The organism is Schaalia sp. 19OD2882, from assembly GCF_018986735.1.
In the GTDB taxonomy this organism is placed as follows: domain Bacteria; phylum Actinomycetota; class Actinomycetes; order Actinomycetales; family Actinomycetaceae; genus Pauljensenia.
The window spans coordinates 404855-417791 of record NZ_CP065521.1 but is presented as its reverse complement, the minus strand read 5'-3'; the positions used below and the strand labels follow the sequence as shown (position 1 = coordinate 417791).

Genomic DNA, 12937 nt, shown 5'->3' with positions numbered 1-12937 from the left:
CCTTGCTCTCAGTAGTTCAGTCCGCCGCGACGCCATTCGTAGACGTACGGCACGGTGATCAGCGCGATGAAGGTGAGCATGGCGACCAGTCCGAACAGGCCCAGCATGTTGAAGCTCACCGCCCACGGGTACATGAAGACGACCTCGATGTCGAAGATGATGAAGGTCATCGCCACCAGGTAGTAGCGCACGGGGAAGCGTCCCTCGTGCAGGTTGTCGGAGAGCGGGTCGATGCCGCACTCGTAGTTGTCGGCCTTGGTGCGCGACTTCTTGCTGGGACCCAGGAGCGCCGAGGCCGCCAGGCCACCGACAGCCAACAGGAAGGCTGCCGCCACCATGATGAGCAGTGGCACGTAGGGATTCGTCATCGTTCCTCCGGGTCTCGGGTCGAGTGGGTGCGTGGCCCTTGGCGGTGTGTGCTCTTCGGGGTGTTCATGCGCTGGGCACCACTTTCGACAGGGTCGTGATGAGGCGGTCGTCCAGGTCCCCGCCCTTGCGCTCGTAGCCGTCGGACAGCAGTTTGTGCACCAGGGTCATCAGTCGGGGCACCGGCAGCCCGTAGGTCGCACACATGCGCATGATCTTGGGGTTCTCGATGAGGCGCACGAAGACGCGACCCAGCGTGTAGTAGCCGCCGTACTCCTCACGCATGAACTCCGGGTACGCCGACAGGGCCCGGTCCACGCCCACCCGGGTGGAGCGGCCCAGCGCCTGGGCGATGGCGCCGGCCGCCAGTCGACCGGCCTTCATCCCCGGCGCGATGCCCTCCCCGTTGAAGGGTGAGACCATTCCTCCGGCGTCGCCGACCAGCAGCAATCCGTTGGTGTAGTGGGGTTTGCGGTTGAAGCTCATGGGCAGGGCCGCGCTGCGCAGGGGTCCAACCTGGTTGGCGGGGGTGAAACCCCATTCCTGCGGCAGGTGCGAGGTCCAATCGGCGAAGACCTGCTTGTAGGGCAGGGCGGTGGCGCGTGCGTTGGAGGACACCGATCCCAGGCCCACATTCACCAGGCCGTCGCCCAGTGGGAAGATCCACCCGTACCCGGGCAGCAGGTCGGAGGCGCCGGGTTCCCCTGCCCACAGTTCCAGGTGCGACTCCATCCATTCCTCGTCGCCGCGAGGAGAGTGGAAGTAGGTGCGGGCCGCCACGCCCATGGGCTTGTCGGGGTCCTTCTCGATGCCCAGTGAGGTCGACAGGCGTGCGGAGACCCCTCCCGCGTCGACCACCAGGTTGGCGCGCACTTCGGTCTCGACCTGGTCCTTGCCCTTGCCGGTGCGGGCACGCACACCGACGACGCGTCCGGAGGCGTCCTGCAGGGCAGCGGTGACGCTGACCCCTTCGTGCAGACGGGCGCCGCTTCGGACTGCCCTTTCGACCAGGGCGTGGTCGAGGTCCATTCGGGAGCGGGCCATGCCGTAGCCGGGCAGGGACTTCTGGTCGGGCCAGTCCATGCGGACGGTGTGGCCGCCTCCGATGACGGTGAGTCCGCGGTTGCGGATCCAGCCCGTGGTGTCCACTCCCATGAGCAGCAGTTCGTGCACGGCTGCGGGGGTGAGTCCGTCTCCGCAGACCTTGTCGCGCGGAAAGGCGGCCTTGTCGAGCAGCAGGACGTCGACTCCCAGGCTGGCCAAGTGGTAGGCGGTGGAGGCGCCGGAGGGGCCGGCGCCGACGACGACCACATCGGCCGCCGCTTTCTCACCCAGTCCGTGAACCACTGGTCTCCTCCGAGTCGAATGATGTGGCGCCCCGCCATGCACACACAAGGCGGCCCAAGTGGGAAGCCTAACCTGCCCGCCCGTGGCCCCGAACAGGCCCGGGTCTTCCCTGAGATCTCGCGGAAGTGTCGACGGTGGCGGAGCGCCCCACACAGCAAATTGGGTAAAGCCAGGTTTCCCTAATTTCCCTTCGAAAGGAAGGCGCCGAACGGCGCCCTCGCATCGCCTCGCCCAACTTCACCCAAGCGGTCGGAATCCGCGGTGCAAGGCGACGATGCCGCCGGTGAGATTGCGGTAGGCCACTCGGTCCCATCCGGCCTCCAGAAGCATCCGCGCCACACCCACCTGGTCGGGCCAGTCGAGGATGGATTCGGCCAAGTAGTCGTAGGCCACGTCATCAGAGGAGGCGATCCTGGCCATGGCCGGCATGACGTGTCCGAGGTGCCACTCGTACAACCTCCGGAAGGTGCGGTTGGTCGGCGTGGAGAACTCCGAGACGACCAGTCGACCACCCGGACGCACGACGCGGAGCATCTCGCGAAGCGCCCGCACCGGGTCGGGAATGTTGCGCAGACCGTAGGAGATGGTCACGGCGTCGAAGGAACTGTCCGCGAAGGGCAGGTCCATGGCGTCACCCACGACGAATTGGAGCTCCGGGTGACGAAAGCGGCCGACCTCGACCATACCCTCGGACAGGTCGCAGGCGACGACCCGGGCGCCCGTGGCCGCCATGGCCGCGCTGGAAGCCCCTGTTCCGGCGGCGACGTCCAGCAGCCTCTGCCCCGCCCGAAGGGCGACCGCGTTGCGCAGTGCCGCCAGCCACACGTGGTCCATGCCTCCGGTCAGCAGCGTGTTCATGAGGTCGTAGCGGGTGGCCACATGGTCGAACATCGAGGCGATCTGCGAAGGAACCTTGTCGAGTTCGGCGCGCCGCACTGCGGTGGGGGCCCCGCCGTCGGGAAGGGAAGTCATGGGGGCAATCCTCCCATGGCCCCGCGCTCGGCCACCAATGGCCTCACCCGCCCTCGCCGTCGCAGGCACCCAGATACCATTGGTCCATGTCGGACGCACCCGTTACCCCCATTTCCCCTGCCGACCCTGTGGCGACGTTGCCGCTGATCGACGTGCGCGTGGTGCGGCTCCCCAACTCGCACCCCCAGCGCCATGCGCCGCTGGTCGACCTGCTCCCGGCCCCCCGCGACGTGCTGGGATGGACAGGGCCGCGTCGCAGCATCGTCGGGTGGGGCAGGGCCTGGACCGACGAGGTCGTCGGCCGCCACGCGATCCGCGAGGCCGCCCGACACTGGGACCGGGTGAGACGCGCCGCCCTGGTCGAGACCCCCGGGACGCTGCCGGGTGCACCCCTGGCGCTGGGGTCCTTCGGATTCGCCTGGGCCACCCCGGGGGTGCTCGTGGTCCCCCAAGTGTGCGTCGTGGACGGGCCCGAGGGCCGCCACGTGGTGACCGCCGCCGCCGTGGGAACCCTTGACCAGGACGGGAATGCGCATCGTGACGAGGACGCCGCCCCCGCCCTCGACCCCCTGGAGGCCCTGGAGGAGGCACGTCAGCGCCGGGCCGGGAACCCCGTGACCCAGCCCCAAGGACTGTGGACGGCTGCCGGACGCATGAGCCAGTCCCGGTGGACCGACTCGGTGCGCCGCCTCATCCAGCGCCTGCGTACGGGGGTGGCCTCGAAGGTCGTCATGTCGCGCGACATGGTCGTCTCCGCGGCCGCCCCTCTGGACGAGCGTTTCCTGCTCACCCGCCTCCACGACCTCTACCCCACCACCTGGGGTTTCGCGGTCGGCGGGCTGGTGGGGGCCACCCCGGAGATGCTCGCCTCGATGGACTCCGGAGTCCTCACCTCGCGGGTCCTGGCGGGCACGGCTCCCCGCGGTCAGGGCGAAGGGCTGCTCACCGACATGAAGGAACGCACCGAGCACCTGTTGGCCGTCGAATCCGTGGCCCGCGCCCTGGGTCCTCTGGCGGAGACCCTGGAGGTGCCCGACACCCCGACACTGCTGGACCTGCCCAATGTGGCGCACCTGGCCACCGACATCCGCGCGGTCCTGGGGGATGCGAATGTGTTGGACGTCGTGGCGGCCCTGCATCCGACGGCGGCCGTGTGCGGCACCCCCACTCCCCTGGCCTTCGACCTGCTGCTGGCCTTCGAGGAGACGCGCCGCGGACGCTACTCGGGCCCGGTCGGCTGGATCGACGGGGCGGGCGAGGGCGAGTTCGGCATCGCGCTTCGCTGCGGACAGACCGAGGCAGACGGGTCCTCACTGCGGGTCTTCGCGGGCGGGGGCATCATGCCCGACTCGGTGCCCGAGGCCGAACTGGCCGAGACCCGCGCCAAGATGCGGCCCCTGCTGGAGGCCCTGGGAATCTGAGACGACACGCGGCCCCCGCCTCATCGGCGGGGGCCGCCCGGCGTCAGGGGTGCGAATGCCCCGCCCTCGTCCTCACTTGGCCGCCAAGGTCACCTGGACCTCCTGGCGCTTCCCGTCGCGCACGTATGTGACCTCGACCTGGTCACCACCCGAGTAGCGGCGGATGTAGCCGGTGAGCGCCTTCGCGGAGTACACCTCCTTGCCGTCCACGGCCAGGATCACGTCGCCGACCTGGAGGCCCGCCTTTGCGGCGGCCCCACCTGCGGTCAGGTCGGCCACAGCGGCTCCGGCGCGGCTGGCCCCGTCCACCTGCACGGCCCGGGTGCTGATGGAGACTCCGAGGACCGCGTGGTGAACCTTGCCCGTGGTGGCCAGCTGTTCGACGACGCTCTTGACAAGGTCGGAAGGAATCGCGAATCCCAAGCCGATGGAACCGGCCGAGTTCTGGGTGGTCGAATTCGAGGCGATGGAGGAGTTGATGCCGATGACGGCGCCACTGGCGTCGAAGAGCGGCCCACCGGAGTTGCCCGGGTTGATCGAGGCATCCACCTGGATGGCGTTCGTGACGACGGATTCGGGGCTCGCCACCTGCTCCTGACCCACACCCGGATCGGTGGGAAGGCCCCCCAGGCCGCGCCCCTGCGGCTGGGAGGGGGTCTGCGACTCGGAGGAGGCCACCTCGACCGGACGGTCCAGGGCGGAGATGATGCCCGTGGTCGCCGTGTTCGACAGTCCCAGGGGCGCGCCGATCGCCATCACCTCCTGTCCGACGGACAGGCTGGAGGAGGATCCGAAAGTCGCCACCGTCAGGTCCGCGGGCGGATCCTGGAGCTGGAGCAGGGCAAGGTCGGTGCTCGGGTCGGTGCCGACCACCTCCGCCGCGAAGATCCGGCCGTCGGCCAGGGTCACCGAGATCTTCCCGTCGGCGCCGGTGGCGTTGGCGATGACATGGTCATTGGTCACCACCAGTCCCTTGGCGTCGTAGATGACGCCGGAGCCGAGACCCGCCGAGGCCGAGGACTCGACGCTGATCGTCACGACGGCCGGTGAGACCGCCTTGGCCACCGCCTGCCAGTCGGCGCTCTGCCCGGAGGTGGCGACCTTGGGAACCGTCTGCGAGGTCGACTGGGCGTGGGCACCTCCGGAGGCCGGGGAGTCGGTGACCAAGTCGGTGCCCACGCGGGATGCGAGGGAGTTCTGCACGGCCAACGTGCCTCCCACTGACAGGCCGGCGGTCAGGAGCATTGCGACACCGAGGGCGACCCAGCCGGGGCCGCGGTGTCGGCGCGAACCCCTGGGGCGCTCCATGGTGGCAGTGGCCCCAGCGGCGCCCATGGGCGCATCGGCTCGCTCCGATCCGGCAGCGCCCGCCCACTGTCCACCGGGGGCCATTCCTCCGGCGGCCGGTGGCATTCCTCCCACCACAGGCATTGGTCCCGGCACGGGCTGCGCGAAGCCGCTCGACGGCATGGGTGCCGGGGCGGGAGGCGCGAAGCCGCCTTCACGCGAGTAGAGGGGCGTCGAGTGCGACTCCTCGGGCTGCCACGGACGCGGGGCGCCCGGGGCCGGGTTCTGCGGGCGCGTGTGGGCGCTCTCGGAGGGCATCCACGAGGCACCGAATCCTTGGGGTCGTCCGGATTCGTCGGGAACCCGGCGCACGAAGGTCGTCACCTCCGGTTCCTCGTGACCGGTGCGTGCCTGTCCGGCCGCATCGTCCAGGTCCGCCCCGCGAGTGGGGTCCAGATCATCCTGTCGATCAGTCATGGCTCCTACTTTCATGGACTCTGGCAAGTTGATGGAACAAGTGTGGCGCTGCCCCTCAACAGAACACTGGAGGTCGTCTGTGAGTCAGCTGTGAGTACCTCTCCCGTCGAGCAATACTTCCCGCACCGCCGTAAACCCTTGCGGATCAGCCAAGACACGAAGGTGGACGACCTCGATCCCGTGGATTGGCCGGGCCAACACCGAGCGCAGATCGGTGACGCACTCCACTGAGCGGTACGTCGCCCCGTGCGCCCGGCACAGCGGCTCCAGCGCCGTGGGTTGAGCGGTGCGGAACCACCGGTCATGGACGTCCCGTGGCGCCGCCCCGTGCTCCAAGGCGGCAAAAATCGACCCTCCCTGGTCGTCCATGACGACGATGCGCAGGTCGGGACGCTTCTCCCCTGCGGGAACGGCCAGGGCACCCACGTCGTGAAGGAAGGTGAGATCGCCCATGAGGGCCGTGGTCGGCACGCCTGCCGCCAAGGCGACCCCGATCGCCGTGGCCACGGTGCCGTCGATGCCGGCCAGTCCCCGGTTGGCAAGCACGCGACCCGGTCCGCCGCTTCCCGCCACGAGATCCAGTGCCCGCACCGAGTTCGACGCCCCCACCACCAACTGGGGGCAGGCCGACTCCCACACGATCCTGGCCGCCGCGAGCATCCAGGAATCCGCCTCCGCGCCTTCCAGCAGGTCGACGATGCGCCGACCGGCCTCCTGGGATGCTTCCTTCCAGGCGGCCGGCCACGCAAGGTCATCGTGCGGGGCCACTGCGGAGGCCAGGGCGGCCACCACCACATCCGCATTGCCTGCGACATCGGGCCACTGGGCGTGCGACCACTGGATGACCACGCGCACCTCGGGGCGCGCCAACAGCGCTGACACGGCCCTGGACAGCGTCGGCCGTCCCGTGAGGACCACCTGTTCGACGCCTCCGCCAAAGTCCGGGTGGACCAACAGGCTCTGCTGGTGAGGCAGGCACACCTCGGATCCGCGCAGCCCGCTGGAGGGTTCCCCGACCAGTGGGACCCCCGCGGCCCTGGCCCAGTCCAGCGCAGCGGGGTCGGCCTGGTCCCCCGCCAGGACCAGGGTGCGCAGGTCGGTGCGGACCACTTCCTCCCACGCAGTGGGGACGAGGTCTGCGCGGCGCACCTCGGGAACGGGCAGCGGGCCACCCGAACCGGGGCGCGTCATCGCGGCCCCACTCGCCGCCTCGTGGATCCACGCGGGAACCAGCGGGTCACGGAAACCCACGTTGACGTGCACAGGGCCGGGGGTGCCTGTGGGGGCACCCATCGCCAGCGCCACCGCTCGGGCAATGGTCGAGGCGAGGGCGCCGTCCTCGTCAAAGCCCGCAGGGACATCCCACACCCCACGCACGTGCGGGCCGAAGATGCCGGGTTGGACGGTGGTCTGGCTGGCACCGACCCCACGCATCTCGAAGGGGCGGTCGGCTGACAGGACCACCAGGGGCATGTGAGCGTGGTCGGCCTCGGCCACCCCTGCGTGGAGTTCCGCAACTGCGCCGCCTGATGTCGTGACCAGCGCGACGGGGAGCGGGCCGTCCTGGCACCCGCGCGACAGGCCCAACGCGAGGAATGCTGCCGAGCGTTCGTCCACGCGCACGTGGGCACGCAGCCAGCCTTCGGCGACCGCCGTGTCAAGGGCGTAGGCGAAGGGGGCGCTGCGCGAACCCGGACAGGCGACCACGTCGCGCACACCCGCCCCCGCCAGGGCGCGCAGGAGAGTCATCGCCAGGCGTTCACTGGGGTGCGAGCACCCGGCGACCTGGTCAGACGTGTCCATGGTGTCCTCCCGTCCTGGGGTGTGCGGGTCCATCCGTCCTGCTTGTTCACTCATTGAGTTCTTCGGTTGCTTCGTGGGTCAGTCGCCCGGCCGGCACGGTCCTCCCACGTCCAAGTGGCTCGGTCACTCAGGCGCGCCCCACGTGGGCCGACATGAGGTCCAGGCGTGTGAGCCATCGTTCCATCATGCCCTCGGGCAGGGCAGCGGCGCCCACCAGCTCCTCGCAGGGAGTGCGCGGCGCGATGTCCACACACCCGCCGCTCGGCGCAAGGGTGGGGCAAGCCGGGTCGTCGGCCATGAGTTGTGCGGTTGCCAAGCCACAGGCGCGGACACGGCCGGGCAGACTGGCGGCGACCTGCGCGGCGCAGGCCAAGCCGACCGAGGATTCGAGCGCACTGGAGACGACCACGTCAAGGCCGCATTCGGCTGCGATCTCCAGGGCGCGCACGGGGCCGCCGAGGGGAGCCACTTTGACCACAGCCACGTCAGCGGCTCCAATGCGCGCCAGGTCGCGAGCAGCAGCCAACTGGTCGGCGGCTCGGCGCAGCGACTCGTCGGCCGCGATCGGCACGTGGGTGCGGGCGCGCACACGGGCCAGATCGGCAGCCTCCCAGCAGGGCTGTTCGGCGTATTCCAGGCCACCGACCGGTGCGGCGGCCCGGTCCAGTTCACCCAGGGCCGTGACCGCTTGGTCCACGTCCCACACACCGTTGACGTCGACGCGCAGGCCGGCCGGCCGGCCGTGCGCCAAGGCGGCGAGCTCCTCGGCAACGGCCTCGACGCGAGCCACGTCCTCGGCCAGGGGCCGGCCCGGATCGGCCACCTTCACCTTCGCGGTCAGGCAGCCGCCGGAGGCGCGCACGCGCCGGCGTGCGACATCCGGCTGGCACACGGCAATGGTGACGTTGACGGGCACTTCCCGGCACTTGGGACGTGGGATCCACGAGGTCGCGGCGACCAGCGCGCCGGTGAGCCAGCGCGCCGATTCCTGTGGGTCGTAGTCCCAGAAGGGGGCTGCTTCGGCCCATCCTTGCCCACCGTGCAGCAGGAGCCCTTCGCGGTGCGTGACTCCGCGGAACCTGGTGGTCAGGGGCGTGTGGTGCAAGAGCATCCGGTCGATTCCGGGCAATGCGCCCCGCACGTGGGCAGGCAACACGGACAGGGGGATCTCCGCAAGGCGTGCCCGGCAGGCGTTGGGGCCGGGGCGGTGGTGGTCGTTCATCGCTTGAGGCGGGCCGCGGAGCTGCCCGGGGTCATGTCCGCACAGTCGGCCAGCAGCGCTGCGGCGGGCTCGTCGTAGCTCATGCCCACCAGGGTCGAGTCCTGGAAGAGGAAGGAGGTGACGGAGGCCAAGGAGCAGCGCCGCGACAGTGGCGAATGCGCCAGGGGCTTGCCTTCGGCGAATCTGGTGAGGGTGACGATGGGCATCTGGTGCGAGACCAGGACGGCCTCGTGCCCGCGGGCGCGCTGCAGTGCGTCGGAGACGGCGGCGCGCATACGTGAGGCCACCGCCGCGTAGGGCTCTCCCCACGAAGGTTCGAGTGGACGAAGGAAGTGCCGCCAGTTGCTCGGGTGGGCAAGTTGCCATCGTCTGGAGTTGACCGGCAAGCCTTCGAAGACGTTGTCGGATTCGATGAGCCTCGGGTCGGAGTCCACGGGCAGGTCGAAGGCGCGCGCGACGGGGGCGGCACTTTGTTGGGTGCGCAGCAGCGGCGAGGCGATGACGGCGACGACGTCCCTGTCCTGGCGGGCCATGGCTGCGGCAACGGTTCTGGCCATCTCGTGTCCGCGGCGGGTCAAGCGAAATCCCGGCAGGCGCCCGTAGAGGACTCCCTGAGGGTTGTCGACTTCCCCGTGGCGCATGAGATGGATGATCGTCGTCGTCATGACCTGATTGTCCCACCTCAACCCATTCGCACACTTCGCCGCCCCATCCCCGCGAGATTCGTCCGTCCCTCGGTGAGATTCGTCGGTCACTTGTCGAGATTCGTCCATCCCGTGTCCGGCGGTCGGCGCATCGGGCCCTCCTTGGGCCCATTGCGCACACAATGGGCCCTCACGCCGCCCACCTTGCGCGGGTGCCAGGGGTGGCGCAGGAGAGACAAAAGCGGAGGGCAGGGCACGACCGTGAGGTCGGGCCCTGCCCCGAGGTGTCCACACGATGCGCCCGCAGCGCCGAAAGGGCGCTGCGGGCGTCACGTCTCACTTCTTGTTGCGGCGCTGGTGACGCGTCTTGCGGAGCAACTTGCGGTGCTTCTTCTTTGCCATGCGCTTGCGGCGCTTCTTGATGACGGAGCCCATGGGGTTCCTCCCTCGTTCACTCGTTCCTGCGCGGCAGAGGTCCTACCGCTGTTGTCCTCACATGCCCGCGGGGCACATTGCAGACATGTTACCCGCCGATGCCCATAGCCCTGTCATCGCTCTGGTCGACCAGACCAGCACTGAGGATCTGGCCCACTGCGGCCTCGGGGACACGGAAGCTCTTGCCCACACGGATCGCAGGCATCTCGCCCGAATGGATGAGGCGGTAGACGGTCATCTTGGACACACGCATGAGGTCCGCCACTTCCGACACGGTCATGAAGCGCGGGGCGGACTTCTGATCCATCGACGACTCCCAACGAAGAACTGGCGCGAGGCGGCCGGAACCGATCGTCCGCACTTGAGGGGCCTCGTCTCAATGATAAGACTAGGTGGGGCCCCAAGAGCAACTTTTGTCCCACGCGTTTCCCTGAGTCCCACTCGCACCGCACCCCTCCTGGAGCCGGGGAATCACGACGCCCCCAGCCCACAGTGCGCTGAAACCCGGCGCCCCACCCTCATAGTCCTAGGATTGTCCCCGTCCCGAAACTTGGACATCCCTGGCGAAAGAACCGGACGAGCCGAAATGTCACACGCATCACATCCCCGGCGCGGCAAAGGCCTGCGCGATGCGCTGCGCAGACATCTGCTGCCCACACACCACCCTCGTCCTGCGTCCCACGCCTACACACCTTTGCGCCCCGAGGACATGAACCAACCGTCCTCGCAGGTCACTGTTGTCGACGGGCCCACGGTCCCCCAACTGACCCCCACCCGCCTGGAGGCCCTGCGCGCACGCTTCACCTACGAGGCCCGACACTCGCCCGCCCGCCTTGCCGTGGTCGTCTTCGCGCTGATCATCGCGATCGAGACCGCTCTGCTCTCACTGCCCATCGCCTCGGCCAGCGAACGCCCGCCCGCATTCGTCGACGTGCTGTTCACCGCCACCTCCGCCGTGTGCGTGACAGGCCTGACCACGGTGGACACCGCCACCCAATGGACACCCTTCGGGCAAGTGGTCATCGCCATGGGCATCAAGGTCGGCGGCCTGGGAGTCATGACCTTGGCCTCGATCCTCGGCATCGCCGTGTCGCGACACCTGGGACTCACACAGCGTCTGCTGACTGCGCACGAGACCGGCCAGGACGACATGAGCCAACTCTCCGGCCTGCTGCGCGCCGTCATCGTCACCTCGTCCGCGGTCGAAGTGCTGCTCTTCCTCGCCTTCTTCCCCAGGTTCCTGTTGCTGCCCGACCACTCGCTGGTCGACTCGGCCTGGCAAGCGGCATTCATGGCGATCTCCGTGGCCAACAACGCAGGATTCGTCATCCTTGTCGGAGGCCTGGGACCGTACGCCTCCGACTGGTGGATGCTCATGCCGATCATCGTGGGCACCGTGGCCGGCGCCGTCGGATTCCCGGTGGTCCAGGACGTGTGGGCACGCTGGCGCACACCCAACAAGTGGACGCTCCACACGAAACTCACGCTGCTCACCTATGTCGTCCTGGCATTCGCCGGGTCCCTGCTCTTCGCCCTCACCGAGTGGACCAACCCGCAGTCGCTGGGAGGCCTGGACACCGTTTCCAAGACACTCAACGTCATGCTGGCGGGGGTCAACACGCGCTCGTCCGGCCTGACCTCACTGGATGTCGGAGTCATGTACCCACAGACCCACTTCGTCCAGGACCTCCTCATGATGATCGGCGGCGGCTCGGCCTCCACCGCAGGTGGCATCAAGGTGACGACCTTCGCAGTGCTGGTCCTGGCGGTTCTGGCCGAGGCGCGCGGCGACCAGGACATCGAGTCCTTCGGCAGGCGCATTCCGCCGACAGCCGTGCGCGTCGCGGTCTCGGTGACGATCCTCGGGTCGGCCCTGGTCGGGGTGTCGGTGGTGTTGCTGCTGTCAATGACGAACTACTCGCTGGACGTCATCCTCTTCGAATCGGTGTCGGCCTTCGCCACGGTGGGACTGTCGACCGGGATCACCGCGTCGCTGCCACCCATGGCGAAGTACACGCTGGTCGCCCTCATGTTCGCCGGTCGTACCGGGTCGATGACGATGGCGGCGGCCTTGGCCATCCGCGAGCGCTCACGCGTGATCCGCATGCCGGAAGAGCGTCCGATCATCGGCTGACCCGCGCGGTCGACCCTTCCTTCGAAGGGGATGAGGGCGGGGCACGCGACCCGGGGGACGAGGGCGCCGCACGCCGCCCCGCATTGGTGGGACAATGGCCCGCATGGCAGAGGACAAGGACCTTTCGTCGGGCACGCTGGTCATCGGACTGGGACGCTTCGGCTCGGCGGTGGCAGTGACCCTGGAGAAACTCGGCTACGAGATCCTGGCGGTGGAGAAGGACCCGCGGATCGTGCGACAGTTCGCCGGCCGTTTCCCCCTTGTCGAGGCCGACGCCTCCTCCATGGAGGCCCTCGAACAGGTCGGCGCGCGCGAGTTCCGCTCGGCGGTGGTCGGCATCGGCACCTCCCTGGAGGCTTCGGTCCTCATCACGGCGAACCTGGTCGACGTGGGCATCTCGAACATCTGGGCCAAAGCGGTCTCCCGGGAGCACGGCCGCATCCTGCGCCGCATCGGCGCCCACCACGTGGTCTACCCGGAGTTCGACGCAGGTCAGCGCACCGCGCACCTGGTGGGTGGGCGAATGATGGACTACATCGAGATGGAGAAGAACGGTTTCGCCATCATGAAGCTGCGTCCTCCCAAGGAGGTCCAGGGCTTCACCTTGGCCGAGTTGGACCTGGTGGGACGCTATGGCGTGAACGTCCTTGGCCTGCTGCGCCCGGGGGAGCCTTTCGAGTACGCCAACGCCATGACGCGCATCAACGCCGAGGACGTCATCATCGTCTCGGGTGACGGGCGTCTGTTGGAGCATTTCGCGCACCGTCCCTGAGCGCACCACCTCCCGCCCTGGCCGCCCCCCGTGACCGGCGCACACGGATGTGGGTGG

General features: G+C 68.9%; 12 protein-coding genes. 3 read left to right on the top strand and 9 right to left on the bottom strand.

From position 1 onward, the window contains the following. Window positions 1–8: 8 nt before the first annotated feature. The 3 genes from I6B53_RS01755 to I6B53_RS01745 form a co-directional block, all read right to left on the bottom strand. Window positions 9–368 (bottom strand): NADH-quinone oxidoreductase subunit A, encoded by a 360-nt coding sequence (locus I6B53_RS01755; protein WP_216764575.1) that lies wholly within the window; start codon window positions 366–368, stop codon window positions 9–11. A 64-nt stretch (window positions 369–432) separates the two neighbouring features. Then, window positions 433–1713, bottom strand: a complete 1281-nt coding sequence (locus I6B53_RS01750; protein WP_216764574.1) for a geranylgeranyl reductase family protein — start codon at window positions 1711–1713, stop codon at window positions 433–435. A 237-nt stretch (window positions 1714–1950) separates the two neighbouring features. Further along, on the bottom strand, window positions 1951–2685 hold the full coding sequence (locus I6B53_RS01745) for a demethylmenaquinone methyltransferase (RefSeq protein WP_216764573.1): 735 nt from the start codon (window positions 2683–2685) through the stop codon (window positions 1951–1953). Between the two features lie 86 nt (window positions 2686–2771). Between I6B53_RS01745 and I6B53_RS01740 the strand changes: the two genes are divergently transcribed. Further along, window positions 2772–4106 carry an isochorismate synthase MenF gene (locus I6B53_RS01740; protein ID WP_216764572.1) on the top strand — a complete coding sequence of 445 codons (1335 nt, stop codon included), beginning with the start codon at window positions 2772–2774 and terminating at the stop codon, window positions 4104–4106. A 72-nt stretch (window positions 4107–4178) separates the two neighbouring features. Here I6B53_RS01740 and I6B53_RS01735 read toward each other — a convergent pair whose 3' ends face one another. The 6 genes from I6B53_RS01735 to I6B53_RS01710 all read right to left on the bottom strand — a co-directional run bounded on the left by I6B53_RS01735 (window position 4179) and on the right by I6B53_RS01710 (window position 10281). Then, complete coding sequence (locus I6B53_RS01735; RefSeq protein ID WP_253953923.1) at window positions 4179–5870, bottom strand: S1C family serine protease; 1692 nt, start codon at window positions 5868–5870, stop codon at window positions 4179–4181. Between the two features lie 84 nt (window positions 5871–5954). Then, on the bottom strand, window positions 5955–7673 hold the full coding sequence (gene menD, locus I6B53_RS01730) for a 2-succinyl-5-enolpyruvyl-6-hydroxy-3-cyclohexene-1-carboxylic-acid synthase (RefSeq protein ID WP_216764571.1): 1719 nt from the start codon (window positions 7671–7673) through the stop codon (window positions 5955–5957). Between the two features lie 127 nt (window positions 7674–7800). Further along, entirely contained in the window at window positions 7801–8895 is a 1095-nt protein-coding gene (locus tag I6B53_RS01725) for an o-succinylbenzoate synthase (protein WP_216764570.1), read from the bottom strand. Further along, complete coding sequence (locus I6B53_RS01720) at window positions 8892–9560, bottom strand: histidine phosphatase family protein (RefSeq protein ID WP_216764569.1); 669 nt, start codon at window positions 9558–9560, stop codon at window positions 8892–8894. Before I6B53_RS01720 ends, I6B53_RS01725 begins: the two co-directional genes overlap by 4 nt. A gap of 315 nt (window positions 9561–9875) precedes the next feature. After that, a complete protein-coding gene (locus I6B53_RS01715) occupies window positions 9876–9974 on the bottom strand; it encodes an AURKAIP1/COX24 domain-containing protein (protein ID WP_003792170.1) in 99 nt (32 codons plus the stop codon). Window positions 9975–10062: 88 nt separating this feature from the next. Next, on the bottom strand, window positions 10063–10281 hold the full coding sequence (locus I6B53_RS01710) for a helix-turn-helix domain-containing protein (protein WP_216764568.1): 219 nt from the start codon (window positions 10279–10281) through the stop codon (window positions 10063–10065). A 402-nt stretch (window positions 10282–10683) separates the two neighbouring features. Here I6B53_RS01710 and I6B53_RS01705 point away from each other — a divergent pair, with 402 nt between their 5' ends. Together I6B53_RS01705 and I6B53_RS01700 are read left to right on the top strand one after the other, a co-directional pair. After that, window positions 10684–12108, top strand: a complete 1425-nt coding sequence (locus tag I6B53_RS01705; RefSeq protein WP_253953991.1) for a TrkH family potassium uptake protein — start codon at window positions 10684–10686, stop codon at window positions 12106–12108. A 103-nt stretch (window positions 12109–12211) separates the two neighbouring features. Continuing rightward, a complete protein-coding gene (locus I6B53_RS01700) occupies window positions 12212–12880 on the top strand; it encodes a TrkA family potassium uptake protein (RefSeq protein ID WP_216764566.1) in 669 nt (222 codons plus the stop codon). Window positions 12881–12937: the final 57 nt, after the last annotated feature.